The 25,841-nt window shown below is 70.9% G+C and carries 16 protein-coding genes and 1 pseudogene; 9 read left to right on the forward strand and 8 right to left on the reverse strand.

Features of this window, described 5'->3' with window-relative positions:
• The first annotated feature begins 190 nt into the window (after window positions 1-190).
• Window positions 191-4,375: a serine/threonine-protein kinase gene (locus tag AB0I60_RS02790; RefSeq protein ID WP_360725471.1), complete on the forward strand. Its 4,185-nt coding sequence runs from the start codon at window positions 191-193 to the stop codon at window positions 4,373-4,375.
• A gap of 54 nt (window positions 4,376-4,429) precedes the next feature.
• Here the strand turns inward: AB0I60_RS02790 and AB0I60_RS02795 are convergent, their stop codons facing one another.
• Window positions 4,430-4,567 carry a hypothetical protein gene (locus tag AB0I60_RS02795; RefSeq protein WP_360725472.1) on the reverse strand — a complete coding sequence of 46 codons (138 nt, stop codon included), beginning with the start codon at window positions 4,565-4,567 and terminating at the stop codon, window positions 4,430-4,432.
• 124 nt (window positions 4,568-4,691) lie between these two features.
• Here AB0I60_RS02795 and AB0I60_RS02800 point away from each other — a divergent pair, with 124 nt between their 5' ends.
• On the forward strand, window positions 4,692-5,654 hold the full coding sequence (locus AB0I60_RS02800) for a hypothetical protein (RefSeq protein ID WP_360725473.1): 963 nt from the start codon (window positions 4,692-4,694) through the stop codon (window positions 5,652-5,654).
• Window positions 5,655-5,674: 20 nt separating this feature from the next.
• Here the strand turns inward: AB0I60_RS02800 and AB0I60_RS02805 are convergent, their stop codons facing one another.
• On the reverse strand, window positions 5,675-8,416 hold the full coding sequence (locus tag AB0I60_RS02805) for a tetratricopeptide repeat protein (RefSeq protein WP_360725474.1): 2,742 nt from the start codon (window positions 8,414-8,416) through the stop codon (window positions 5,675-5,677).
• Window positions 8,417-8,650: 234 nt separating this feature from the next.
• Here AB0I60_RS02805 and AB0I60_RS02810 point away from each other — a divergent pair, with 234 nt between their 5' ends.
• The 3 genes from AB0I60_RS02810 to AB0I60_RS02820 all read left to right on the forward strand — a co-directional run bounded on the left by AB0I60_RS02810 (window position 8,651) and on the right by AB0I60_RS02820 (window position 9,378).
• Window positions 8,651-8,800 carry a hypothetical protein gene (locus AB0I60_RS02810; RefSeq protein WP_360725475.1) on the forward strand — a complete coding sequence of 50 codons (150 nt, stop codon included), beginning with the start codon at window positions 8,651-8,653 and terminating at the stop codon, window positions 8,798-8,800.
• A 21-nt stretch (window positions 8,801-8,821) separates the two neighbouring features.
• Window positions 8,822-9,124, forward strand: coding sequence for a hypothetical protein (locus AB0I60_RS02815; protein WP_360725476.1), 303 nt, complete (start codon window positions 8,822-8,824; stop codon window positions 9,122-9,124).
• Between the two features lie 83 nt (window positions 9,125-9,207).
• Window positions 9,208-9,378 (forward strand): hypothetical protein, encoded by a 171-nt coding sequence (locus AB0I60_RS02820; RefSeq protein WP_360725477.1) that lies wholly within the window; start codon window positions 9,208-9,210, stop codon window positions 9,376-9,378.
• Between the two features lie 204 nt (window positions 9,379-9,582).
• Here the strand turns inward: AB0I60_RS02820 and AB0I60_RS02825 are convergent, their stop codons facing one another.
• Complete coding sequence (locus AB0I60_RS02825; RefSeq protein ID WP_360725478.1) at window positions 9,583-10,458, reverse strand: NAD(P)-binding domain-containing protein; 876 nt, start codon at window positions 10,456-10,458, stop codon at window positions 9,583-9,585.
• A 76-nt stretch (window positions 10,459-10,534) separates the two neighbouring features.
• Here AB0I60_RS02825 and AB0I60_RS02830 point away from each other — a divergent pair, with 76 nt between their 5' ends.
• The 3 genes from AB0I60_RS02830 (at window position 10,535) to AB0I60_RS02840 (ending at window position 17,200) form a co-directional block, all read left to right on the forward strand.
• Entirely contained in the window at window positions 10,535-10,909 is a 375-nt protein-coding gene (locus tag AB0I60_RS02830; protein ID WP_360725479.1) for a MerR family transcriptional regulator, read from the forward strand.
• 315 nt (window positions 10,910-11,224) lie between these two features.
• Window positions 11,225-13,213 (forward strand): hypothetical protein, encoded by a 1,989-nt coding sequence (locus tag AB0I60_RS02835; RefSeq protein ID WP_360725480.1) that lies wholly within the window; start codon window positions 11,225-11,227, stop codon window positions 13,211-13,213.
• Between the two features lie 1,191 nt (window positions 13,214-14,404).
• Window positions 14,405-17,200 (forward strand): BTAD domain-containing putative transcriptional regulator, encoded by a 2,796-nt coding sequence (locus AB0I60_RS02840; protein WP_360725481.1) that lies wholly within the window; start codon window positions 14,405-14,407, stop codon window positions 17,198-17,200.
• Between the two features lie 188 nt (window positions 17,201-17,388).
• On the opposite strand, the gene AB0I60_RS02845 is transcribed toward AB0I60_RS02840, so the two are convergent.
• Window positions 17,389-19,122, reverse strand: coding sequence for a BTAD domain-containing putative transcriptional regulator (locus AB0I60_RS02845; protein WP_360725482.1), 1,734 nt, complete (start codon window positions 19,120-19,122; stop codon window positions 17,389-17,391).
• A gap of 1,372 nt (window positions 19,123-20,494) precedes the next feature.
• Window positions 20,495-22,348: a S8 family serine peptidase gene (locus AB0I60_RS02850; protein ID WP_360725483.1), complete on the reverse strand. Its 1,854-nt coding sequence runs from the start codon at window positions 22,346-22,348 to the stop codon at window positions 20,495-20,497.
• 236 nt (window positions 22,349-22,584) lie between these two features.
• Between AB0I60_RS02850 and AB0I60_RS02855 the strand changes: the two genes are divergently transcribed.
• A complete protein-coding gene (locus AB0I60_RS02855; RefSeq protein ID WP_360725484.1) occupies window positions 22,585-23,778 on the forward strand; it encodes an FAD-dependent monooxygenase in 1,194 nt (397 codons plus the stop codon).
• Window positions 23,779-23,986: 208 nt separating this feature from the next.
• Here AB0I60_RS02855 and AB0I60_RS02860 read toward each other — a convergent pair whose 3' ends face one another.
• From AB0I60_RS02860 to AB0I60_RS02870, 3 genes and pseudogenes are all read right to left on the reverse strand, one after another.
• On the reverse strand, window positions 23,987-24,361 hold the full coding sequence (locus AB0I60_RS02860; RefSeq protein WP_360725485.1) for a hypothetical protein: 375 nt from the start codon (window positions 24,359-24,361) through the stop codon (window positions 23,987-23,989).
• A gap of 148 nt (window positions 24,362-24,509) precedes the next feature.
• Window positions 24,510-24,935: a hypothetical protein gene (locus AB0I60_RS02865; RefSeq protein WP_360725486.1), complete on the reverse strand. Its 426-nt coding sequence runs from the start codon at window positions 24,933-24,935 to the stop codon at window positions 24,510-24,512.
• A gap of 574 nt (window positions 24,936-25,509) precedes the next feature.
• Window positions 25,510-25,655 (reverse strand): annotated as a pseudogene (locus AB0I60_RS02870) (IS5/IS1182 family transposase); the annotation flags it as partial.
• Between the last annotated feature and the right edge of the window lie 186 nt (window positions 25,656-25,841).

Consider the following 25,841-nt stretch of genomic DNA (forward strand, 5'->3'; position numbering starts at 1 on the left):
GATTCCCGGACTCCGCTCGCCTTTCCTCGCCCGATTCGACCGGGGCGACGCTGCGTTGCGACGGCCGCTTCCTCACCCGCCTCGGGCTCCTGCCGCCGAGGCAGGCGGAAACACCCGGTTGCCCCGGCGAATCCGTCCACGCAGCGCACGCAACCGGTTTACTACCCATCGCAACCGGTGGAGGGGAAGCATGGTGGAGCGGTTCGGGCACTACCTGGTCGGGGAGTTATTGGGCCGTGGTGGCATGGGAGTGGTGCACCGGGCCCACGACACCGTCAACGACCGCACGGTGGCGCTCAAGCGGTTGCTGACCAGCGACGAGGAGTACGAGACCCGGTTCCGACGGGAGGCCCGGATCGCGGCCGGGCTCACGCACCCGCACGTGGTCCCGGTGCACGCGTACGGCGAGATCGACGGCACGCTGTACCTCGACATGCAGCTCGTGGAAGGCGTCGACCTGAAGCGGCTGCTGTCCGACGGCCTCACGCCGGAAGACCTGCTCCCGCTGCTCAAGCAGGTCGCCGAAGCGCTGGACGCCGCGCACGCCGCCGGGCTCGTGCACCGCGACGTCAAACCCTCCAACGTGCTGGTGGACCGGTCCGGGCACGCCTTCCTGGCCGACTTCGGCATCGCCCGACCGATGGCGGCCACCGCGATCACGCGGACCGGGCAGTTCATCGGATCGCTGGACTACATCGCGCCCGAACGGCTCGGCGGTGAGGTGGACGGCCGCGCGGACGTCTACTCGCTCGCCTGCGTGCTGTTCGAGGCGCTGACCGGCCGGCTGCCGTTCGGCGGGGTCGAGCCCGCCGCGAAGCTGGCCGCGCACCTGGTGGAGCCGCCGCCCGTCCCGTCCCGGTTCGACCGGCGCATCGGCCCCGGCCTGGACGCGGTGCTGGCCCGGGGCCTGGCCAAGGACGCCGACCACCGCTACCCGACGGCGTCCGCGCTGATCTCCGCCGCCGCCGAGGCCGTCCGGCTCAACGGGACCATGACCGTGGCCGCCGACACCGCCGAGCGCGCGCTGTTCGTCCAGGCCGTGATCCGCTCGGCCGCCGGCACGGTCACCCGCGCGCCGGGCGAGGGCTGTCCCTACCCGGGGCTGCGCGAGTTCACCGAGCAGGAGGCCGGGTGGTTCCACGGCCGGGCGCACGTGGTCACCGAACTGGTGGTGCGGCTGGCCGAGCAGGCCGTCCACCCGGAGCCGACGGTCGTGGTGGGCGCGTCGGGCGCGGGCAAGTCGTCGCTGCTGCGCGCGGGGCTGCTGCCGGCGGTCCCGGACTGGCCGCACGTGGTGCTGACGCCGGGCGCGGACCCGGTGGGCGCGCTGGCCCGTGCCGTCGCGGGCGTCACCGGAGCCGATCCCGCCGCGCTCGCCCACGGCATCCGGGCCGGCAGGTTCGGGCCGACCCGCCGGGTGGTGATCGTGGTGGACCAGTTCGAGGAGCTGTTCACGCACGACATCGCCGACCACGAGCGCGCGGCGTTCACCTCCGCCCTCGCGGACGCGGGCCCGGGACTGGTGGTGCTGGCGGTGCGGGCGGACTTCGTGGACCGCTGCATAGCCCTGCCGCCGCTGCGCCGCGCCCTGGCCCGCGCGGTGATCCTGGGGCCGCTCGGCGTGGACGAGCTCGGCCGGGCGATCACCGCGCCCGCCGAGGCGGCGGGGGCGTCCGTCGAACCCGGCCTGCCCGCCCGGCTGATCGCCGACCTCGGCGGTGCCGACTACGACCCGGGTGCGCTGCCCCGCCTGGCGCACGCGCTGCGGGAGACCTGGCACCACCGGCAGGGCGACACCCTCACCCTGGCCGCCTACCTGTCCACCGGCGGGATCGACGGTGCTGTCGCGCGCACCGCCGAACAGGTCTACGCGCAGCTCTCCCCCGCCGACCAGAACACGCTGCGCACGACCGTGCTGCTCATGACGAGCGTGCAGGACAGCGGCGCGGTCACCCGCCGGCGCGCGGTGCTGCCGCCGAGCCCGGTGCTGGACCGGCTGGTCGAGGCCCGGCTGGTCACCGCCGACCGGGACGGCGCGCAGCTCAGTCACGAGGCGCTGCTGTCCGCGTGGCCCCGGCTGCGCGCGTGGGTGGACGAGGACCGCGACGCCCTCGTCGCCCGCCGCAAGCTCGCGGACGCGGCCCGGCGCTGGGTCGACGCGGGCCGCCACGCCGGTGACCTGCCGCGTGGACCGCGCCTGGCGACGACCCTGTCGTGGGCGTCCGGGCACCCCGCCCCCACCCCCGTCGAGCGGGACTACCTCGACGCGGTCCGCCGGGCCCGCTGGCGGTCCCGGACCGTCCGAGCGACCACCGTCGCCGCGTCCACCGCGCTGGTGGTGGTCGTCGCGATCGCCGCCACGGTGGCAGTGCTGGCCCGGGACGAGTCGGCGCAGCAGCAGTCCCGGCAACTCGCCACCGAGTCGTTGACCACCCGGGACCCGGTGCGGGCGATGCGCGACGCCCTGCGCGCCCAGCACGCCGCCCCGACCCCGGAGGCGCGTTCGGCGCTGCTCACCGCGCTGACCCGGACCGCTCCCCTGACGTTGACCTTGCAGGACCACCCGTTCTTCGCCTTCGCGCAGGCGGTCGCCGTGGACCGGGAAGGCCGGCGCATCGCCGTGGGCGGGGACCGGGGAGCGTTCCTGGTCTGGGACGTCGTCGAACGGCGGGCGCTGATGTACGTCGAGGACAGCGGCAACGAAGCGGTCCAGGACGTCGCCGGTCTCCGGTTCTCCCCTGACGGGGCGCACCTCGCGGTCTCCGGCGGGGACACCACAGTCTGGGACCTCGGCTCGAAGTCGGCGGAGTACGTCGTCCGGGGCTCGCCCTCGACGGGCCGGTACGGGAACGCGGCGGGCTGGAGCCCCGACGGGACGCTCGCGGTCGCCGTACCGGGCGGGCTGGAGCTGTGGCGCGACGGCGCCCGGGTCCGGCCGGCGTTCGGGCAGGGCGCGCACGTCATCGACCTGAAGTTCCGCCCGGACGGGAAGCGGCTCGCGGTCGGACGGTCGGACGGCGTGGTGGAGTTGTGGGAGCCGACCGGGGAACGCCTCGCCGCGCGCACCGAGCACCGCGACGCGCAGCCGGCCTCGGCAGGTCTCCTGCGCCTCGACTACGCCTCCGGGTTCCTGGCGTCCTCCCGCCGCGACGGCACCGTGCGGCTGTGGAACCCGGACGACGCCGAACCGCTCGGCTCGCTGGCGACCGGAAGCGGTGAGATGGCCGTGCTCGGCGACGGCGAACGGGTGCTGGTCACCGACACCGGGAAGCTGACCGCGCACTCGCCCGTCGACGGTGCCGTCATGGCCGAGTACCCGGGCGATGTCAGCCCGATCTCCGCGCTGGCGTCTTCGGCGGGCACCACCGCGGCCACGGCGATGGACAAGGCCGCGGACAAGACGAAGGTGAAGGTGCTGCCGATCAACATGGTCATCGTGTGGCGGCCCAATCCGCACCGCTACGACGGTCTGTACGGTGCCGCCCACCGACTGGCCGTCGACCCTGCCGGTGCGCCGTGGGTCGCCGACGAACAGCGCGTGGTGCCCGTCCGGACGGGTGGACCCGTGACGGGCACGGACGTCAGGTTCGGCCCGCGCGGGCACCGGGCCGTGACCCGGCGGCCGGCCACGGGGGACGAGATCGCGGTGACCGACCCGGGCGGCGGGGAGCGGACGGTGGTACTGGCGGCGGGCACCGAGGTCAGGGCCGTCGCGGTGTCGGCCGACCTGATCGCGGCGATCGTGCGTCCGAAGGGAGCGAACGACTTCACCGGGATACGGGTCTGGGAGTTGGCCGCCCTCACCGAACGCACGTACGTCGAGACGCCGTTCCCGGCGCGGGACGTGCAGTTCTCACCGGACGGGAGGTGGCTGGCCGGTGAGATGCTCGGCGCGACGAGCTCGTGGTCGCAGGCGTGGGACACCGGGTCGTTCACCCGGCAGGAGGGCCGTGTCGAGGACAAGGGCCTGCTCGTCGTCGCCTTCCACGGCGGATCGCTGGTCGTCGCGGCGGGCGGGACGGTGAAGTTCACCGATCCCGCCACCGCGCGCGTCACCCGGGAGTTCGCCACCGGCCCCGACGTGAACGCCCTGGCCGTCGCCCCCGACGGCAGGACCGTGGCCACCGCCTCCTCCGGCAGCACCGAGGTGCAGCTGTGGGACGTGGAGACCGGCGGGAAACTGGCCACCGTCCACGGCCACCGGTCGACCCCGCTCCCCCAGCCGCTACGCCTCGCCTTCACCGCCGACGGACTGGTGAGCGCGGGTGACGAGGTGCTGATGGTCCCGACCGACACGGACACCGCCGTCACCCGGCTGTGCGCGGCGCTGACCGCCGTCCCCCGAGCCGACACCACCGACACCGGCTGCCCCTGACCCGGGTCCACCGCCGTAGCACCACCAGCGCGAGACCCGGTCGAAGACCGTTCATCACAGGTTGCCCAGAAGTCTGGCGATCACCTCCAAGCCCTCGATCAGGGCGAGGCAGAGTTGCAGCACGACGAAGCCGACCTGCAACACGAGGACGAACCGCGATCGTCGACGGGGCTTGCGGGAGTGCCTGCCCAACGTGGTCACCTCTCTGCGGGGTTCGATGACCGCAGGAAACCCGGGTACGCGCTGACCTGGTACTCCGCGAAGTTCCTCCCGAACGGAGGAGCAGCGTCGGGACCAGGGCCCCGATACTCCACGCATGTACGACGGACCCTTGGACGACGTGGCCATCAACGCGCGGACGAAGAGCGGCCGGCTGCTCACCGGCCGGAAGCTGGCCAACAGCCCGGTGACCCGAGCATGCCTCGAGAGCGGCCGGCGACTGGCCGAGCGAGAGCTGTTCGGTCTGGTGCACGAGAAGCACAAGCACAGGTACCGCCCGCTGGGAACGCTGACCCAGGAGAACATCGCCACCGGGGCGGAACTGATCTTCGAGGAGGCGCGCGCCGACGACCGGATCGCTCGCGCGCTGTTCGGGACGCCGCCCAGCCGGAAGAAGGACAGGACGAAACCCTCGGTCGCCGCGTTGAAGGATCGGTGGCCCGTCCTCGCCCTGTACCTGGGCGACTTGGTCCGGTACGCGCTGCGTGAGCGGTACTCGCTGACCGACGGGATGCTCGACGAAGCGACGCGTGCCGAACTGCGCGAGACGACGAACTTCAGCGACGCGGTGGACAAGGTCGCCTACGCGGACATGAAGATCGTGCACGCCGACGAGACCTCGGCGCGGTTCCAGTACCTGGTGACCGGCCTGGCCGACTTCCACGAGCAGATCAGGGAAGCGCTCAGCGGCGTGTACAAGCACTCCTTCCTCTACTGGCGCGGCGTGTACGCCGAGATCCTCAAGGCGCGCGGCGTCTCGCTGCGCCCGGGGATCACGCTCGACGAGTTGACGATGATGCTGACCGGGATGGCCCAAGGCTTGGGCCTGCGCCACATCGGAGCCACCGACGGCAAGGTGATCGACCACCACAACCGACGTTCCGTGCTGGGCAAAGCCTCCCAGATACTGATCGCCGGCGCCGTCGACCCGGGAGACGGCCGAGAGGTCGCGGACGTCGTGGACGAGCTGATGGCCGTGCGGGTCCCACCCGACGAGGACCGCAGGAAACCGCGACCGTTGCGTTCCTGGCTCGGACGGCTCAGGCGCGGGCGGTCTTGAGCGGTGACGTCGCTCCCGTGTCAGTGGTGATCGTTCACCACCTGAGCCGCCGCCCCTGAAGGGTCAGTGGTGACGTCCGGTCCGGGAACCGCGGTACCGCCGAGGCCGTCGAGCTGCTGTTGAACGCGCTGGGCGTCGGTATGGCGGCCTTGTTCCCGGTACAGCTCAAGTGCTTCCCGCCAGACCGCCCGGGCCCGCTCGTGCTCGCCCAGAGCGCTGTGGGGGTGGCCGAGGCTGTCCAGGGTGTTGGCGGCCTGGTAGGTGTGGCCGAGGGCGCGGTCCAGTGCGAGAGCCTGGTGGTAGTGGTCGATGGCCTGCCGGTGGTTGCCCGTGCGGTGGTCGATGTAGCCGAGGCTGTCCAGGGTGTCCGCCTCGCCGTCGGGGTTGTTGTGGCTGCGGTGCAGGGCCAAAGATGCCTGGCAGTGCTCGCGAGCCGTGTCGTAGTCGTCCAAGCGGGCGGCGAACCACCCCACCATGTTGAGCGTCGAGGCTTCCCACACCGGGTTGCCCTCGACGCGGTAGAGGTCGAGGGCGCGTCGGCTGTGGTGGAGGGCCGCGCGGTCGTTCCCGCGCTGCTCCCATGCCTGTGCCAGTTCGTGGTGGGTGTGCGCCTGCTGGGTGCTGTCGCCGTGCTCCTCGGCCAGGGCGAGTGCCTGGCGCAGGTGCCCGATGGCCTCGTCGTGCCGGTCCAGCCGGGCCTGGGCGGCGCCGAGGTGCCGGTGGGTGCGGATGAGGGTGCCGGGGTCGGGCAGGTGGCCGGCCGAGGTGACCGCGACCCGCCACGCCGCCACGTCGTCGTGCAGGTGCCCGCGCCGTCGGTGGAAGTCGGTCAGGCACCAGGCCAGGCACCAGGCGGTGTGGTGCCGGCCCTGGGCAGCGGCCGTGTGCTGGGCGGCGAGCAGGTGGGGGTGTTCGGCGTCGAGCCAAGCCAGTGCGGCGTGCTGGTCCGACAGCGGCTGCGGGCTTACCTCGGAGGTGGGTGGCTCCAGCGGGGTCAGGGCGGTGTGGGGGTCCACGAGCCGGGCGGCGGCGTCCGCGGTGTGGAGGTAGAAGTCCACCACACGGTCCAGCGCGGCCCGGCGGACCGGTTCGGGCAGGTCTTGGGCGAGAGTGGTGGCATAGGTGCGGATGAGGTCGTGCATGGCGTAGCGGCCACGTGCGCGTCGGTCGAGCAGAGAAGCGTTCTCCAGGGCGCGCAGCGTCTGACGCGTTCGTGCCGCCGACATCCCGATGAGGTGGGTGGCGGCGAGCGGGGTGATGTCGGGACCGGGAGCCGTGCCCAGCAATGTGAACGCCAGCCGCTGTTCGGACGTCAGGTGGCGCAGGGACCACGACAGGACGCTGGGCACACCGGCAGCGGGGTCGGTGTCGTGGTCGAGCACCTCCAAGCCCAGTTCGCGCAGTTCCGCGGCGAACTCGGCCAGTGGCACGGCCGGACGGGTGACGGCGTGGCGGGCGATGATCGCCAGCGCCAGCGGATAGCGCCCGCACAGATCGACCAACTCGTCGACCGCGTCGGGTTCGGCGTCCGCTCGCCGTTGCCCGAGGCGTTCGGCCAGCAGGGCGTGGGCTTCCTCGGCGGAGAGGACGTCCAGTCGGAGGTGGCGGGCACCGTGGCGGTCGATCAGCGACGCGGGTGTGGTGCGGCTGGTGACCAGGACCGTGCAGGTGGGGGTGCCGGGCAACAGCGGGACGACCTGGTCGGCGGTGGCGGCGTTGTCCAGCACGATCAGCATCCGCCTGCCGGCGATGAGGCTGCGGTACAGCGCTGTCCGGGCGTCCGGGTCGGCGGGCAGGCGACCGGGGTCGACGCCGAGCGCGTCGAGGAAGCCGCGAACCGCCACCGCCGGGTCGAGAGGTCGGCTGTCGGGGCTGAAGCCGCGCAGGTCGGCGAACAACTGCCCGTCCGGGAAGCGGTCGGCGTGGCGGTGGGCCCACTTCAGCGCCAGCCAGGTCTTGCCGATGCCGCCCGCCCCTCCCAGTGCGGAGATCACCGCCGCTGTCCCCGTGGCCGGTGTGCCGTCAACCGGCGTCAGGGCGCGGTCCAGGTCGGCCAGGTACTCCTCGCGGCCGATGAACTGTGCCGGCGCTCCGGGCAGCTGTCGGGGGCGCGTGCCACGGCCGTCATCGGGTGCGGGCGGGTTCGCCGACTGGTCGAGCACGGCCGGGTCGGTGGGATGGGGGTGGTCGGGCAAGGCGACCCAGGCGGTGTCCCGGACCTCCTTCACCGCCACCGGCACCGGTCGGAAAGTGGCCGGGTCGAGCGTGGCAGAGTGGCGGACGACCTCGTCGAAGAACCAGCGCGACACGATCAGCACGATCAGTCCGGGTGAGTCCGCGAGCGCCTGCTTCACCGTCGGCGCGTCCAGCAGGCGGAAGGCCGTGGTCACTGCGGTCGAGGTGACGCCGTGCCCGTCGAAGGCCACCTCACCGGCGTGGATCACCACGCGCAACCTGGTGCGTTGAGGAGCCGGGCTGGTGTCGTTGTGACTTCGCAGAGCCCGCACCAACGCCCCCGGCAGCACCTCCGCCAACGGTGCCTTGGCGTAGTCCGGCGGAACCAGCACGAACACGCTGTCGCCGCGATCCTCGTGGTAGCAGTCCTCCCACGGCACCCCGGCCGCGAGCAGGGCGGCAGCGACCACCCGGTACAAGCCGGCCCGGGTCGCCACCTGGTGGGGCAGCGTCCGGCTGGGAGCGCCGAAACCCTCCACGTCCACCACGACGATCGTGCGGTGCACGGCCTGACCGGAAACCACCATCCCAGCCCTCCAGGGCAGCCTGCCGGTCTCCCCGAAGCTCCGTTCTACCGCACGACCGGCCACCGTCCTCACCGACCCGACACGCGTACCGCCCGATCGGCCGCACGGTTCCACACGCCCGGATCAGCCCGACCCGCTCATCCGCTTCGGCACCGGCTTGGGCGGTCACCCGCCGGATGAGCCGACCGGGCGAGCGATGTTCCGCTCGCCTGCCACCGTCCCTAGGCTCGGAGCGTGATCACGTCCGTGCTCCTCCGCCTGCGCCGGCTTGCTGCCGCCGTCGCGCTCCTCACCGGAGTGCCGTCGATCGCGTCACCACTGGCCGCTGTAGCCACCACCGATGATCCGGCCGCCTGGGTGGTGGTGACCAGGATCGTGGCCTAGGCTGCGACGCCGGACAAGGGCATGATCGAGTTTCGCTACTCATGCGGAGCAGAAGGCCACATCGACATCTTCGCCCCGTACCTCTCCTACGAAGCCGCGCCGGACAGTTGGGGCGCGATCTCCGCAGGACGTGGTGTCGTGTACTGCCCGGCCACACTGGCGACGCACCGTCTGTACTTCGACTGGAGGCCCGCGCCGACGGAGCACACGAACGCCACCGGCGGTGTCTGGGTCTCCGGCTACGCCTTCGCCTACGTCGACGGCGACGAGAACGGACAGCACATCGGCTTCTCCAACGATTATCCGATCACCTTTCTCAAGTGAGTGAACTCGACGAAGCGTGACTTCAAGTTGTCGACATTCGGGACCGGAGAAGAGGGTTGATGAGGCGGAGTTCAGTGGAGTCGATGGTCTACGCGGCTGCGTTCGCCATCACGCTCTTACTGGTGATCACCCGCCTCATACCCCTGGCCGTCTCGATTCCGCTGTGGGTGGTCGTGATGGTCGGCGGTGTCGTGCATTTCGGCCGCAAGGCCGTCGCCGAGAGAAGGCGGCGAGGCAGCGGCAACCCGCAGTGACCCGGCGAGGTCTCGGGGCGTGGATCACGCGCTCCCTTTCCGGCGGTTGCCGCGCAAACGTCGTGAACGCCTCTGCCACATCCTCGGCAGACCGGCTCGTGCTGGGATACGCCTCCGCGCGAACCCTGGTCAGGAGCATGAGTCGTGCTCACCACCGCCCAGCGGCGCTGCGCACCCGTGCACTCGACGCCCCGCGAGTGACGGTCAGGGCTTGCGGAACAGCTCGACCAGCGCGGCGTAGCTCTCACCGCCTCGGCCTTCCGCGATGGCGCGATCGGCCAGGGCCTTGGCGGACTTCGGCATCTCCGCGTCCACTCCCAGGGCTTCGCTCTCGTGGACCACGAGGGCCATCGCGCCCGCGTGCGACTCGATCGTCGCGTCCAGGGCCGGGTACGCCCGCCGGTCGACCTGTTCGGCGTACCCGGCCAGCCAGCCCGCCGCGATGGTGAGGTTCTGCCGGGCGAACGGGACGAACACCGAGGCGTCCACACCCGCCGCGCCCAGCATGGCCGTCCCGTGCAGGAACCCGTTGAGCACGCTCCACATCAGGCTCACCCCGGCCCCCGCGTACAGCGCGGACAGGCCGTGGTCCTCGCCCAGGTGCACCGATGCACCGGCGAGACCGCGCAGGGTCGCCTCGTGCCGCTCGAACGCCCGGCGCGAGCCGCTGTGCAGGATCAGCGCCTCCGCCGTCCCGATGTCCTGCGGCATGGCCATGATCTGGCCCGTCAGCGCGGAGGCTCCCCGCGACGCCGCCCACTCCCCCGCCTCCCGCAACTCTTCGGACGTGCCCGTCGTCATGTCCACCAGGACCTTGCCGTCGAGCACGTCGGCGATCGGCTCGCGCAGCCCGCGCACCACGTCGTGGTCCGTGACGCAGACGACGACCAGTTCCCCGGCCACCACCGCGTCCCGCACCGAGTCGGCGCGCTTCGCGCCCTGCGCCACCAGCCGGTCGGCCTTCGCGGCCGTGCGGTTCCACACGGTCGTCGGGTGCCCCGCGCGCAGGAACGCCCCGGCCAGCGCGTGCCCCATCAAGCCCAGTCCGATGATCGCCACCGGCGTCTCGCTCGTCACCATTTCCCCCAGGGTGTCTCGGAACAGATGAGGCGATCCTGAACGTTCACACCGGTATGAAGGTCAAGGGGGCACCGACGTGCTGATCGGGGAACTGAGCCGGCGCACCGGAGTGCGCGCCCACCAGCTGCGCTACTACGAGGCCCAGGGCTTGCTCCAGCCGGCTCGCAGCACAGGCGGCTACCGCGAGTACGACGAGGACGCCGTCCTGACCGTCACCCAGATCAAGAAGTTGCTGGGCGCGGGCCTGTCCACCGAGGTCATCGCCTTCATGCTCCCGTGCACCACCGGCACGACCCCGGACCTGAAACCCTGTCCCGAACTGGTCGACGCTCTACGCATCCGTCTACAGGCCCTGGACGACCAGATCACCACCCTGACCAGCTCCCGACAAGCCCTGGCCGACTACCTCGCAGCCACCGAGAACAGCACAGCCGGTGTACCGCCGGCCTGATGGACGGCACCCCGGCTCCTGGCATCGGTGACCCCGGCGGCTTCGCCGACCAGGTGCACCGAGTCGACCTACCCCGGCACCTACGGGATGGGGGTGCGGGCGGCTGCGGGCGTCGGTGGCTCGGGCCGAGGAGCACCGAGACCACCTGGCCGTGAGTCGCGCCCGCTTGTGAGGTCCCTGTCTTGGGTCGCGACCGGCACACCGGACACCGCGCTTTCGGCGGTGGTGCGGCGTCCGTAAGGTGCCTTGTGATCGTGGGCGTGCACTCGGCACGGTAGGTGGGTCGGCCCGCCCGCCCCTCGACAGGAGTGCGTGATGCGCCTCTTGCCCGCCGTATTCGCCCTGGCGTTGCTCGCTTTCGGCACACCGGCGATCGCAGCGCCCACGCCCGGCGCCGATACCTACGGCTACACCGCCTCGACCCTCAAATCGTCCTTTGTGGAGGGTACGACCAACACCTGGATCACCGGCGACGACGGGAGCAAGTGGGTCGACCTGCCATTCCCCTTGCCGTTCTACGGCACGATGCACGAGCGCGCTGTGATAAAGGCCGACGGCTTCATCAGCTTCACCCAGAACAGCCCCATGCAGCCGCCCAAGCAGATCCCCTCGCCGAACCAGCCCAACGGCAGCGTGTACGCGTTCTGGGACGACCTGGTGGTCGACGCCGACGCGAGCGTGTGGACCGGGACCGACGGCGTCGCACCGGACCGGCGTTTCATCGTCGAGTGGCGCAACGTGACGCTGAAGTCGGTGCCCGGCAGCAGGTTGACCGCCGAGGTGGTGTTCGGCGAGAACGGCGTCATCCTGCTCCAGTACCGGGGCCTGGACCAGCCCGCCGAACGCGGCGCGACCGCCCTGGTCGGGGTCGAGAACGCCGACGGCACCAGCGCCTTCGTGTGGTCGGAGAACGAGGCGAAGCTGTCGGACGGCGTGGCCGTCCGGTTGCACGTGCCCGGCACCGCGATCGCCCGTGGCCGGGTCACCGACGCCAACACCGGCCGGTACCTGTTCCTGGCCAGGCTGTCCACGACCTTCGGCGGCCGGACCACGAGCACCTCGGTGGACTACCGCGGCACCTACCAGCTCGAAGTCTCCGCGACCGATCCTCGCATCACGGTGAGCCTGGACGGATCCCCGCCGGTGGTCCTGGCACCCGGATCCGTGCCGGAGCACACCGTGCTCACGTTGGACCACGCGTTCAAGTCACCGATCCTGGACCCGCCGCCGAACGTACTGGAGATCACCGTGCCGGCCGGCGGGAGGACCACGGCGTCGGCACCGGTCCACAACTCCGGCACCGCGCCCGGTTCCTGGACGACGGTCCGGGAGGTCGCCGGCGGCTCCACGCCGCCCCGCCCCGGCGCGTCCGGTCCGCTGCACTCCTGGGACCCCAAGGCTTCCGGCGTCGAGAACAGCTACGGCGTGGCGGAGTTGAACGGCGACCTGTGGCTCAGCTCGCCGACCACGCACCAGTTGACCCGCCTCACCCCGGAGGGCGTCGTACGCGACCGGACGACGCTGCCCGACACCGAGAAGCCGGCGGACCTCGCGGTCGTGGGCGACAAGTTCTGCTACGTCAACAGTTCGACGTACGACGGCGGCGCGGTGATCCACTGCGTGCGCCCCCTGACCGGCGAGGTCACCCCGTTGCTGACGACGGTTCCCCACGTCGTGGGAGGGACGAGCGGCCTGGCCTACAACCCGGCCACCGACGTCTTCCACCTGATCGACGACCGGACGGTGTGGACCGTCAAGGGCACCTCGCACCCGGACGTGGGCGCGCTGGTCTCGTCGTGCCTGATCAAGTTCAGCCGGTGGGACCCGAACTACTACCCGAAGGGTGCCGCACTGGGCCCCCACGGCGACATCTGGGTCTACGAGTCCACCGGCGACTACAACGGCCGCACCGGCCGGATCGAACTGATCGACCCCACCGACTGCCAGTCCGGCGCGCTGCTCGGCTCGTCGCCCATCCCCAGCCCGTACAACGCGGGCGGCCTGGAATCGGACGCGGCGGGCAACGTCTGGGCCTACACCGGCCCGCGCTTCGCCGGCCCGTTCCCCCCTACCGGCCCGGCGAACATCAGCCTGTTCCAGACCCGCTACCCGATCTACACGGAGTTGCCGTGGCTCTCGTCCGGCACGGCCCCCACCATCGCGCCGGGAGCGACCGGGCAGGCCGTGGTCGACATCGACGCGACGACCCTGCGCCCAGGTGTGTACAACGTCGCCTTGGACCTGCGCACCACCAGCCCGGGAAATCCGAGCCTCGGCATACCCATCCGCCTCACCGTGACGTGATCGGCCACCCACGGAAGTGATCGACCACGTCACCTCCCGGGAGGCCAGCCGTCGAGCGACTGCTTCAGCCGAGGCACCAGGGCCGTCATCTGGTCGCAGGCGTCGAGAGTCTTGTTTGTGTTCTGGTGCCGGCCATCGTGCGTAGTCGAAGAACAGATCGTCGGCTGGGCCTGGAACGACGACCTGAAGTACAACGGCTCGACCGTGAGGTGCTGCTCGCACCGAATCGATCCGAGGCGGCTCCGGTGTAGTCGGCGACGGTTGGCGAGAGCGGCGCACCCCTGCCCAGGAATCCTTCCACTTCGAGTCAGCTCCAGGAGCCCTTCGCTCCGTAGGCACCGCACGGGCACGGCGGGCAGGCCCGTGCACGGAGTCGCCGACGCCCATCCAGCGGTGCGCATCCGCGCTATCCCGACAACGGCGGCCCACACGCCGTAGGCCGCCAGCCCCTTCTTTACAGCCGACGACCACGGTGCGATCTCGCACTCCGTCGACTTCCACCGCATTCGCGCCGCACTTGATCCGCATTCATTCACACCCCGCGGCAATTATGAAGATCGGCGCACACCACTCGGATGCGCGGCACTTCTTATACCCGGGTTGGCGACGCCTTGCTGTCAGCGCACTTGGCCGGCCGACGCGCGATCAGGAGTCCGAGGTCAAGCCCGACCGGCGCGACCGACGTCAAAACGACCGGCAGGCCAGCGGGGTGATGGCGAGTACCGACCGGCCCGTTGCAGCGGATCGGGCTCGGCATCGGGCCGGATACCGGAGTCGACGCCGAGGCCGGGGACCGGTCGCGGAATCTGCTCTATCGATCACCGGTCGATGTCAGGCCGTCTCCGGTCGGGGACGACCGTGATGTTCGGTCGGGCCGATCAATCCGTCTGACTGGGAAACCAGTCGATCGTCGACGGCGGTGGCCAGGACACCGAGTCGGTGATGCCGTGTCGGTCGCAGAGCATTGCCACGCGCACCCCCACCTGTCACCTCGACGGATGACACATGACGAGATCACAGTGCCGCGCCGGGCACGATGTCCTGTATCACGCCCGACGGACCGGGTGCCACGCGGATGTCGTGGAGGGGCGGCCGTTCGTGTGAACCGTCGGCGAGGTCGACGTACCGACCCTGCGCGCACACTATCCCTGTCGCTCGAAGGGGAACCACGAGCCGAGGGGGCGACGGTGCATGGCGGTGGAGTTCGGTCTGCTGGGCGAGGTGACCGCCAACGTCGACGGTCGAACGGTGAATCTGGGTCCGGCCAGGCAGCGGTGCGTGCTCGCGGCGTTGGCGGTCGACGTCGGCCGAACGGTGCCGGCCGAGCGACTGGTAAAGCGGGTGTGGGGTCCGGACGCGCCGTGGCGGGCGCGGGAGACGTTGTACAGCTACATCTCCCGGCTGCGCCGCTCCCTGGCGGAGACGGGCGCGGTGGACATCGTGCTCCGGTCGGGCGGCTACGCGTTGATGGTGGACCAGGCCGATCCGGCGGTGGACCTGGACCGGTTTCGTGAGCTGTGCGCCCACGGGCAAGGTGACATCGCGTTGTTGAGCAACGCGCTGGCGCTGTGGCGCGGCGAGCCGTTGACGGGCCTGACCGGACAGTGGGCGGACGCCGAACGCGCACGACTGCGGCAGGAACGGCTGACCGCCCAGCACGCCTTGGTCGACGCCAGGCTGCGTGCCGGCCAGGGCGGGGAACTGGTGGCGGAGCTGTCCGCACGGGCCGTGGAGCACCCGTTGGACGAACAGGTCGCCGCCCAGTACCTGCTGGCCCTGTACCGCAGCGGACGCCCAGCCGACGCCCTGGAGCACTACCAGCGGATGCGGGAACGACTTGTCGAGGAGTTGGGCACCGACCCCGGCACCGCACTGCAGGACCTGCATCGCCGCATCCTCGACGCCGACCCCGACCTCACCAGCACGACCGACCTCGCCGCAGACGCACCGAGCGCCACCGCGACACCGGCGGCACCCCGGCAGTTGCCTGCCGCGCCCAGGTCCTTCACCGGCCAAGTCGAGGAGTTCGCGGTGCTGACCAACGCCTTGGACTCCGCCACGATCGGCAAAGGCGCGACAGTGGTGATTTCGGCGTTGGCCGGGGCCGGCGGCATCGGCAAGACCTGGTTGGCGTTGCACTGGGCCCACCAGCACGTCGACCGGTTCCCCGACGGGCAGTTGTTCGTCGACCTGCAGGGCTTCAGCCCCACCGACGAGCCGATGGACCCGGCTGTGGCGGTGCGCGGGTTCCTCGACGCGCTCGGCGTCGACCCCGACCGCATCCCGCCCGACCTGGACGCGCAGGCAACGTTGTACCGGAGCCTGGTGGCCGACAGGCGGATGCTGGTGGTGCTGGACAACGCCGCCACCGCCGAGCAGGTCGTGCCGCTGCTGCCCGGCACACCCACCTGCACCGTGCTGGTCACCGGCCGCCACCGGCTGGCCTCCCTCATCGACCGGCACGGTGCCCGCCACCTGCACCTCGACGTTCTCAGCGGTGACGAGGCCCGCGCGCTGCTGACCGCTCGCCTGGGCACCGACCCCGTCGCCGCCGACCCCGACGCCGTGGACGAATTGGTCGAGCTGTGCGGGGGCCACCCACTGGCCCTGTCCATCACCGCCCGCACTGCCGCCACCCGACCCTCCGTTCCGCTGGCCGAGGTTTCCGCCGAGCTGCGCGAACTCGGTCTGGAAATGCTGGATCACGACACCGACCCGGCCGCCAGCCTGCCGACCGTGCTGTCCTGGTCCCTGCGTCGACTCACCGAACAGCAACGCACTTTGTTCGCCCTGCTGGGCATCACCCCCGGCCCCGACACGACACCGCCCGCTACCGCCGCTCTCGCGAGCTTGTCCCTGTCTGCGGCGCGTAGGGCGTTGGCGGCCCTGGAAGAGGCGTCGCTGCTGGAACGGCGGCCGGGCGGCCGGTACGTGATGCACGACCTGATCCGCGCCTACGCCACCACCATCGCCCACGCCCGTCCCGAACCCGTCCGGCTCGCTGCGCTGGAGCGAGCAGTCGACTACTACCTCCACACCGCCCACGCCGCCGACCACCTCCTGGAGCCTCACCGCGATCCGATCCGGCTCGACCCGCCGGCTCCCGGTGCCCACGTCCACCGGCTGCCCGATATCGCGACCGCGTTGGCCTGGTTTGAGACCCACCACCTCCACCTGCTCGCCTCCCAACACACGGCCGTCGCCCGCCACCGCCACCAGACCGTGTGGCACCTGGCCTGGGTCCTGGGCACCTTCCACCGACGAAGGGGACACCACCACGACGAGTTGGCCGTCTGGCAGGCCGCACTCGATTCCGCCTCTCGACTATCCGACCCCCGCACGCGCACCTTCGCCCACCGACGCCTCGGCTACGCCTATGCCGAACTGGACCAGCACGAAAGCGCCGTAGGACACCTGAGCCAGGCCCTCGACTTGGCCGAGCAGCACCAAGATTCCGCCGAACAGGCGTACATCCACAATTCCCTCGCAACCGCGTGGGGACGCAGAGGGGACGACCGGCGGGCCTTCGAGCACGCCCGCCACGCGTTGGACCAGTACCGCGCCCTCGAACAGCCGGTGTTGGAAGCCGACGGACTCAACACGGTGGGCTGGTACGCCGCGCGCCTCGGCGACTACGACCACGCCCGCGAACTCTGTGAAGCCGCTCTCGCACTCCAGCGACGTCACCACGACGCCGACGGCGAGGCTCACAGCTTGGACAGTCTGGGTTTCATCGATCACCGCACCGGCCACCACCACCGGGCCGTCGCCCACTACCGCCGAGCCCTCGCACTGTTCCGTTCCCTCGGCCAGACCACCTACGTTTCCGAAGTGCTCGACCAACTCGGCCACTGCCACGCTGCTCTGGGGCAGGATGAGCAGGCCAAGGCGGTGTGGCAGGAGGCGCTGAAGCTGTACCGGGGACAAGGCCGCGACGACGACGCCGACTGCGTCCGACAGCAGCTCGACAAGCTTGGCGGGGGCTGACGGGCAGAGACGGCGGGCCGGAGCCCGCCTGCCACACCTGCGGACCTGTACACCGCTGCTACTCCGCCGCGACGACGACCGCCGAGACGACCCGCAGAACAGCCGAGACGCACACTGCCTGGCCCAGTTCGTCGCACTCCCGTACTTCCCCCGTGCCTACGTCGGGGTATGCGGAGACTCGGGGCACCTCAGTCGTCGTTGATTTGTGCGCAATACTCAGCGAGTGTGCCGAGGACCTGGTCGGCGTTCCACTCGTCGATCCAGCGATGGACGACGGCTTCGAATCCGGTCGCCGGGCGGTCCGCGAAGCGGCGTGGTTTGCGCCTGGCCGGCTCAACGAACCAGTGCTCCACGAGCTTCAACCAGGAGTCGCCGGCGGCGGGATTGTCGTCGTGGAGCGCGTCGAGTCGGGTGGCGGTGTCGCGGAACTCGGCCGCCAGTGCGGCTAACGGGAGGTCCGGATTCGCGGTGGCTTGGCCCGCCACGGAGACCAGTGCCAGGGGTACCCCGCCGCACGAGGTGAGCAGCTCGCGCACCGCGTCCGGTTCGGCGGCCACCCGTCGGACGCCGAGCCGTTCGGTGAGCAGTTGGTGAGCCTCAGCGGCGTTGAGCACGTCCATCCGTATCGGGTTGGCACCGTGGCGGTTGAGGAGGTCGGTGAGGCAGTTGCGGCTGGTGACGATCACCGCGCAGGTGGCACTGCCCGGCAGCAGCGGCACCACTTGATCAGCGCTGTGAGCGTTGTCGACCAGGACGAGCATCCGCTTGTCCGCCACCAGGCTCCGGTACAGACCGACTTGGGCTTGCGGGTCGGAGGGGATGGCCGAGGCCTCCACCCCCAGGGCGTCGAGGAACCCGCGTACTGCGGTGGACGGGTCCATGGGCGCTGCGGACGGGCTGGAGCCGTGGAGGTCGACGAAGAGCTGGCCGTCGGGGAACCGGCCGGCGTGCGCGTGCGCCCAGTTCAACGCGAGCCACGTCTTGCCGACGCCCTCGGCACCCGCGATCGCGGAGATCGCCACCACCCTTCCCTGCCCGAGGCCGTCCAGGGACGCGGTGAGCGTGGCGAGTTCGGAGGTTCGGCCGATGAAGCACGGTGGCGCGGGTGGCAGTTGTCTGGGGACCAGGACCGGTGCGGTCGCCGCACGTGGAGGTCGGGAGGTCAGCGCGGGGTCGGTGGCGATGATCCGTTGGTGCAACTCCCGCAGCGGTGGTGCCGGATCGGCGCCCAATTCATCGGCCAGCGTGAGCCGGGTCCGTTCGTAGCGTTCCAAGGCGTCGGCCTGTCGGCCGTCGCGGTACAGCGCGAGCATGAGCTGCCCGACGAGGCGCTCGTCCAACGGGTGGGCGGCGGCTCGCACGGCCAGCTCCGGCAGCAATGCGCGGTGCTCGCCGACCTGGAGTCGCCAGTCGATCTGGTCGCTCTCGGCGGCGAAACGCTCGTGTCGCAGACGTTCACGCATCGTGTCCGCCCAGCCGGTGTTCAGCTCGGCCAGCGGCTCGCCTCGCCACAGCGCCAGTGCCTCGTCGATCAGGACGAGAGCGTGTTCGGGGCTGCCCGCGGTTCGAGCCGATGAGAGCAGTCGGCGGAAGCGGTGCAGGTCGATGCTGTCGGGTCTGGCGGACAGCAGGTATCCGGAGTCCCTGTGGGTGATCGTGACGCCAGTCGGGACGAGGGCATAGCGAAGGCGGGACAGGTAGGTGCGCAACGCCGACCGGGCCCGGGACGGGGCGTGGTCACCCCACACGCGGTTGAGCAGGCTGTCCACCGGGACCACCCGGTTGGCGTCCACCGCCAACACCGCCAACACCGACCGCTGACGTGCGTGCCCTATCGGCACCGGTTCGCCGCTGCGGTGGACCTCCAGCGCCCCCAGTACCCGTAGCGAGACGTCCGGCTGCTCGTCGTCACGACGGTCCATGTGCACCCTTCCTGCTTACCGGGTGATGCGCAGGGGTTCAACGGTCACGAAGACGAACAGCGAAGCGGAGATGACCCGAACCGCCCGCGACATCAGTGGCACGGGATGACTTGACGAGAGCGGTTCGCTTGAACGACGGCGAGCCCAGCGCTGGTAGGACTCGCCCTCACACGAACTCCCTGCACCACGCCCATCGACTACCGCGACTGCGGCGACTGCGGCCGTCAGGGTCAGTCGTATTCCACCCTCGAAGGTATCGATGCACGGATGGCTCCGGTGCGCCGGCGCGTCCAGGCGGAGGTAACGGAGTCTCGCCTCGGACGGTCTTGCACGCTCCACCGCGTCTTCGCCACGGCGACGTCGACGTGCCCGGTGCTCGCAGTAGCGCGCAGCAGTCTCAAGGAGTCAGCAAGTTCGAGCCCGTCAAACCAACGGTGTGAAGCGTTCTTCTGACCAGGTTGGGCGGCGCGTCGGCTGGTAAAGATCGCGGATGCGGTGATGTCGCCACAAGCAAAGTGATCCGCCGTCGTGCTCCTGGCGGTCCGCTCATCGCCGGACGTGCCCGCTCGTCGCCAGTGCTCGTTGACGGCGTGGACGATGGCCGAGCGGTTATCCGACTCTCGTGCCTGTTCCGGACTCGGCATTCCCATGACTTTCCTTTCGCGGTGCGAAGTTGTCGTGTCGCCGGAGGTGGTCCGAGCCGCCCTTCTCAGCGGTCGATCACCGCTGCCGACGAGCGTCGCGACGCCTCGCCAGATGGCCGCAAAATCCACGTTGAACCGCTGGTCGGTGCCCTCTTGAAGAGTGATCGCGCTCGCCCGGTCCGCGCAGGCGTGCGCGGGCGAGGGAGAAGAAGGAGCCGCCTTGATTCCAAGAAGCTCTCAAGACGGGAATTGCCCACTGGCGGTGGTAGAGCCGATGGACGAATCAGCCGGTGAGGGCCACCGCAAAGGTCGTGATTGAAGGGGCTTCCCCACCGGGATACCTGACAGCAGCCGGAGACCACGCCATGATCGACTCACTCGGGGACGTCGGAGCGGCACTCAAGGAAGCCGGAGCGGAGAGCCCGTTGGGGGTCCCCCAACGGCTTGACCTGCAAGTTTGCTGCAAAGACGAAGCCCACGTGGCTGACGAACGATCAAGCCAGTGGACTATGTGATCAGTGCTCGCATTTGAGGTCGGTAATGCTCAGTGGACAACGCTCTTCACCAGCGAGCGTGCTGGAGCGGGAAATCGCAGTAGTGGACGGGGGCTGGAGGAAGTACCCGGTGTCCAACCCGCCGCCCGCGTTCGTGGCCCTGCAACCCGGTGAACCGGGGCCGCCAACTGGGGACGAACATGAACTCGCGTCCGGCTGCCGTGCTCGGGCCGCTCAGCGCGCGTTCACCGCCAGGTCGTCCAGCACGAAGTGCGTGGTGTTCCGGGTGTCACCCCACCCGGTGAACCAGATCTCGGCCGTCCGACCCGCGAACGGCGCCAGGTCCACGGTGACCTGGCGGTAGCCCGTCGGTGCGCCCTTGCCCGGCACGGTGGCGACGACCCGGCCGTTGATCCGCACGTGCAGCTCGTCGTACGGGTCCTCGGTCCCTTCACGGGTGACCTTCACGTAGAACGTCAGCGTCGACCACGCGCACTCCTGCGGGATCGCGACGTCCTGGGTGATGCTGCCGCCGGTCGCGGTGAACGCGTCGAGCCTGGCCGCGTACGACCCGGTCCTCGGCGCGTCGACGCCGGTGAACCGGTCGATCAGGTAGCCACTGGACCACCACCCGACGCCGCCCGACTCGAAGCCGGGGTCCACCAGCTTCTGGCCACCGGTCGGGCAGGTCCAGCCGGGCGGCACGACCGTGAGCCGGAACGACGCGGTGGTGGCGCGGCCCGCCTTGTCCTTCGCCGTGATCCCGGCCTGGCCGTTCACGATCGTCTGCGTCGGGGTGCCCGAGACCAGGCCCGTGGTGGCGTTGATCGTCACGCCGGCGGGCAGGCCGGTGGCCGACCACGTGTACGGCGCGGTTCCGCCCGTCGCGGTCGCCTGGAACGTCATGGGCGTCCCGGTGCGCTGCGCGCGGTGCCCGGGGTTGGCCACGATCGGGTAGCCCGGTCGGGCACCGGTGTTCACCACGAGCAGCCGGTTCGGCGAACCCGCGCCCGGGTCGCCCACCTTCCCCGTCGTCGCGTCGGCGGCGAGGTGCGCGCCGATCCGGGCGGGCGTGGTCGTCGGGTCGACGGCGAGCAGCAGCGCCGCCGCGCCGGCCACGTGCGGCGCGGCCATCGAGGTGCCGCTGATCGAGTTGGACGCCTGGTTGCCGCCCTTCCACGCCGAGGTGATGTAGTCGCCTGGCGCGAAGAGGTCCACGCAGGTGCCGCTGTTGGAGTACGACGCCCGTTCGTCCTCGCTGGTGGTCGCGCCGACGGTGATCGCCTCGGCGACGCGGGCCGGCGACTTCTGGCAGGCGTCGCCGCCGTCGTTGCCCGCCGACACCGTCGTGGTGACGCCGTCGGCGACCAACCGCCGGATCCCGGCGTCGAGCACCGCGTCGGCCCCGCCGCCCAGGCTCAGGTTCGCGACGGCGGGCCCGGACACGTGGTGCGCGACAACCCAGTCGATGCCTGCCAGCACGGTCTCGGTCGTGCCCGATCCCCCGCAGTCGAGCACCTTCACCGCCACCAACCGCACCTGCTTGGCCACCCCGTAGGAGGTGCCGCCGACGGTCCCCGCGACGTGCGTGCCGTGACCGTTGCAGTCCGCGTTCGTCCCGTCCCCGCTGGTGTTCGTGCCCCACGTGGCACGTCCGCCGAAGTCCTGGTGGGTGGTGGAGATCCCGGTGTCGATCACGTACACGGTGACGTTCGAGGCCGTGGTGGAGTAGGTGTAGGAGTCGTCGAGCGCGGGCTCGCGCTGGTCGATCCGGTCCAGCCCCCAGGACGGCGGCGACGCCTGCGTACCGGTCGTGTGGAACCGGCGGTTCTCCTGCACGAGGGCAACCCGTGGGTCGCCGGTGAGCCGACGCGCCTCCCCTGCGGTCAGCTCACCCGAGAACCCGTTCACCGCGTGCCGGAAAGTGGTCCGCACCGTGCCGGGTAAGGCGACCGCGCGCGGATCGGTCCGCGCGTCCTTGAGCACCACCAGGTACTCGCTCTCCGACACGTCGGCGACCGCGCCCGGTGCCGGCCCGGCGGTCACGAGCACAGCCATCAGCACCGACATCAGGACTGTCCGGACCACGTCGACCTCCTCGCTCAGGACACAGCGGAGTCTGGCCACCGAACGACGCGCGGCACCAGCGATCGCCCGATCATCACCCGAACGCCGTGCGCCGAACCGAAGAGGACGCGGGGCTCGGGTCGAGGACTCCACGTTCCGAGCCCCGGCGGGCACGTGGACCGGTAGCTGCCGAAAGGCGGAACCGCACCGGTCCGGCGTAGGTTTGCCCCGACGGTGTCGGACGGGGGGACCTCTCAGTGACCACGAGACATGCGGTGATCTCCGGCGCGAGCATCGCCGGGCTGTCGGCTGCTTTCTGGCTGCGGCGCACCGGGTGGCAGGTGACCGTGCTGGAGCGGGCCGAGGCGTTCCGCGACGGCGGGCAGAACGTCGACGTGCGCGGCGTCGCCCGCGAGGTACTCGCACGGATGGGACTCTTTGAAGCGGTGCGGGCGCTGAACACCACCGAAACCGGCACGGTGTTCGTGGACGCGGCGGGGAAGGTGATCGCGGAACTGCCCTCGGACGGCCCGGACGGCGCGACCGCCGAACTGGAGGTGCTGCGGGGCGACCTCGCCCGCGCGGTCCTGGACCACCTGCCAGAGGGCGTCGAAATCCACTACGGCGACCCGATCGCAGAGGTGGACGAGCACACCGACGCGGTCGTGATGACCACCGCCACCGGCCGCGTGCTGCGCGCGGACCTGCTGGTGATCGCCGAAGGGGTCCGCTCGGCCACCCGCGACCGGCTGTTCGGCGACCAGGTCGACCGCCGCGAACTCGGCATCGCGATGCTGTTCGGCACGATCCCGCGCACGGCGGACGACGACGACCGGTGGCGCTGGCACACCACCACCGGCGGGCGGCAGGTCCACCTCCGGCCCGACAACCGCGGCACCACGCGCGCCATGCTCGCCTACGCCCGCGCGGACGACCTGACCCACCTCGCCCGCGCCGACCTGCTGGCCCGCGTGCGCGACCACTACGCGGGCGCGGGCTGGGAGACGTCCCGCGTCCTGGACGGGTTCGACACCTCCCCCGACGTCCACCTCGACCACCTGACCCAGATCCGGATGCCCACCTGGCGGCGCGGTCGGGTGTGCCTCGCCGGTGACGCGGCCTGGTGCGTCACGCCGATGGGCGGCGGTGGCGCGTCGCTCGCGCTCGTCGCCGGGTACGTCCTGGCCGCCACCCTCTCGGCCGCCGAACCCGACACCGGCCTCGCCGCCTACGAGGAGTGGATGCGCCCCCTGGTCGAGGACGTCCAGCAGCTCCCGCGCGGCATCGAGCGCATGGCCTTCCCCCGCACCCGTTTCGGCGTGACCACGCGCAACACGGTTCTCAAAGCCCTCACGTCCCCGGTGCTGAAACCGCTGATGGCCAGGTTCACCCGGGTCGCCGGCTCCGACCGCCCGCTCCCCCCGATCACGACCGGCCCTCGAACGCGCTGACCTCCACGCCGCCGACCGTCGACGTGATCGGCGCGCAGGCCAACTCATTCGTGCAAGCCCAGTTGACCGGATCTCGGCAGGGATGGGGTGCCGTGTCCGGACAACGCCTGCGACCTGGACCGGGGTACCGGCCGGGTCGCAGGCGACGTACGCCACGGCGTCTCGCTCGGTGAACAGCCTCGGCAACGTCACGCGTTCCGGAACTCGCCTACAGGCGGTCGATCACGGGCTTGAGGACGGCGTAGGCCGGGTCCACTCGGAAGAACAGGAGGTGGTGCACGGTCCCGTCCCGTGTCGTCAACCGCAGCCGCGAGGTGACCAGTCCGCGACGAAGGTCCGCCGAACGAACCTCCGCCCAGCCGAGCACCAGGTTGGTCCGGTGCTCGTCGCGCACCACGTCCACGTCGAGATCGCGTTCCGGTAGAGGGTGTTCCACCGTGGGCCCGAAACCGTTCAACAGCGTCTGCCACAGACCGATGCGCCGCCGAACCAGGCCGCCGTGCGACAACCACAACTCGCCGTGCACCCAGTCCGTCCAACCCGTCGTACAACTGCGGGACACGAGCACCGGCCGCCGATTCACACACGAACGCTACGCGACGCGGCCGACCCGGCCACGAACAGCGTCGAACAGCCGGGGTGTCCTCCTCACGCTCGGTAGGAACGTCCTGAGACGTGTCGAGGAGCGTCATTGGGGTTCCGGCCCGTGTCCGCTCGCGTCGGTGTCGTGGTCAGAACCGGCTCTTGGCACTCCACGGACCACACGAATCCAGCCCGGCCCGGTCCTTGCACACCCGGAACTCCATGCCGCTGGGCGTCCCGACCAGGCGGCCGTCGCCGTCGCAGGACCCATCGACCACCCGTCCCGCCGTCGCGGTCACGTTCCCGGTCATGCGACCGCACACGTTGTCGGTGTTGCCGTCGTACACGATCTTGCCGGAGATGTAGACCCGGTCACCCCTGCGCGAGGTCAGATCCCCGTGCACCAGACCCCTCAACCGGCCGTAGCCGGTGGTCCGCGCCGTCCCGTGACCGTGATCGGAACTGATGGCCACGGTGTTCGCCGTCGCCGCCCCCGCAGTCCCCCCGCCGACGAGCACCGCCGCCACCACCACCGTGGCCGACAGCACCGCCGCCGACTTCCTTCCCACCCTCATGACGCCCCTCCCCGACCAGCGCGATGAACGTCCCGGCCCGCCACCACCGAACGTGGCTGCCGACCCGGCGCGTCCCTTCCCCCTCACCATCCGCTTCCTGCGCGCCGTCGTCCCCCACTCGACGGTTCCTCCCCCGATCGAGTCACCCCCCTCACCCATCCGAGATCAGGCTCGACCCCGCCCGCACAGCGAGCGACGTGCTTCCGACGGTGGCGAGCGCCGGCACCTCGCCGGCCCACAGGTCGCGGTGCCGCATCCACTCGGGATGACGGTGTGTGGCCGGATGTCACTTCGTCGTCGGCTTCGGGATGTCGCCGACGAGATGTGACCGGCCGGCAGATGGGGGCAGGTCGAGTGCGGTGGAGGTGATCCGCCGCGCCGGCCGGCGGAGTCGTCGGTCTCCATCGGTGCAGTCGGCCCTTCCTGAGTGCACCGAACGACCGAGCGCGGTGTTGCCGATCTCGCGGTTCGGATCGAGATCGAGTCGCACTCCATCTGGCGAGAAGGGGCATCCATGGCCCAGGAAGGTCCTCGTGCAACTCATCGACGCCGGGCAGTGTTCGAGCACCTCGTGCAACTCCGGCGCCGCTCGGCCAGGACGTCGATGCCTTCGCGCAGGTAGCGGTAGCCGGTGGCCCGCCAGATCCCGGCATCGGGGGCCAGGCGGTGGACCCGGCTGCGGTTGCGGAACCAGCGCAGCACCAGCACGGCCCGGATGAACGCGGCCGAACTGGTACCGGTGCAGGTCCGACACCGCCGAAGGCTCACGGTGGCCGGCCGGCCGCCGTGCCCGTCCCCGACCTGGTCGGGCGGGACTTCGCCGCTTGGCGTGCGGGCGCGCGGAGGCCGGCCGAGAGGACGACTCGGGGATCCGGGTGTCGTCTCGACCGGCCGGGATCACCGGTT

This window comes from Actinosynnema sp. NPDC050436 (assembly GCF_040655415.1).
Classification (GTDB): Bacteria; Actinomycetota; Actinomycetes; order Mycobacteriales; family Pseudonocardiaceae; genus Actinosynnema.

What these genes read in the sequence shown, in the direction of transcription:
- AB0I60_RS02790 (WP_360725471.1), top strand. Translation starts at nt 191, where the DNA reads ATGGTGGAGCGGTTCGGGCACTACCTGGTCGGGGAGTTATTGGGCCGT.
- AB0I60_RS02800 (WP_360725473.1), top strand. Translation starts at nt 4,692, where the DNA reads ATGTACGACGGACCCTTGGACGACGTGGCCATCAACGCGCGGACGAAG.
- AB0I60_RS02805 (WP_360725474.1), bottom strand. Translation starts at nt 8,416, where the DNA reads ATGGTGGTTTCCGGTCAGGCCGTGCACCGCACGATCGTCGTGGTGGAC.
- AB0I60_RS02815 (WP_360725476.1), top strand. Translation starts at nt 8,822, where the DNA reads ATGATCGAGTTTCGCTACTCATGCGGAGCAGAAGGCCACATCGACATC.
- AB0I60_RS02820 (WP_360725477.1), top strand. Translation starts at nt 9,208, where the DNA reads ATGGTCTACGCGGCTGCGTTCGCCATCACGCTCTTACTGGTGATCACC.
- AB0I60_RS02825 (WP_360725478.1), bottom strand. Translation starts at nt 10,458, where the DNA reads ATGGTGACGAGCGAGACGCCGGTGGCGATCATCGGACTGGGCTTGATG.
- AB0I60_RS02835 (WP_360725480.1), top strand. Translation starts at nt 11,225, where the DNA reads ATGCGCCTCTTGCCCGCCGTATTCGCCCTGGCGTTGCTCGCTTTCGGC.
- AB0I60_RS02840 (WP_360725481.1), top strand. Translation starts at nt 14,405, where the DNA reads ATGGCGGTGGAGTTCGGTCTGCTGGGCGAGGTGACCGCCAACGTCGAC.
- AB0I60_RS02845 (WP_360725482.1), bottom strand. Translation starts at nt 19,122, where the DNA reads ATGGACCGTCGTGACGACGAGCAGCCGGACGTCTCGCTACGGGTACTG.
- AB0I60_RS02865 (WP_360725486.1), bottom strand. Translation starts at nt 24,935, where the DNA reads ATGAGGGTGGGAAGGAAGTCGGCGGCGGTGCTGTCGGCCACGGTGGTG.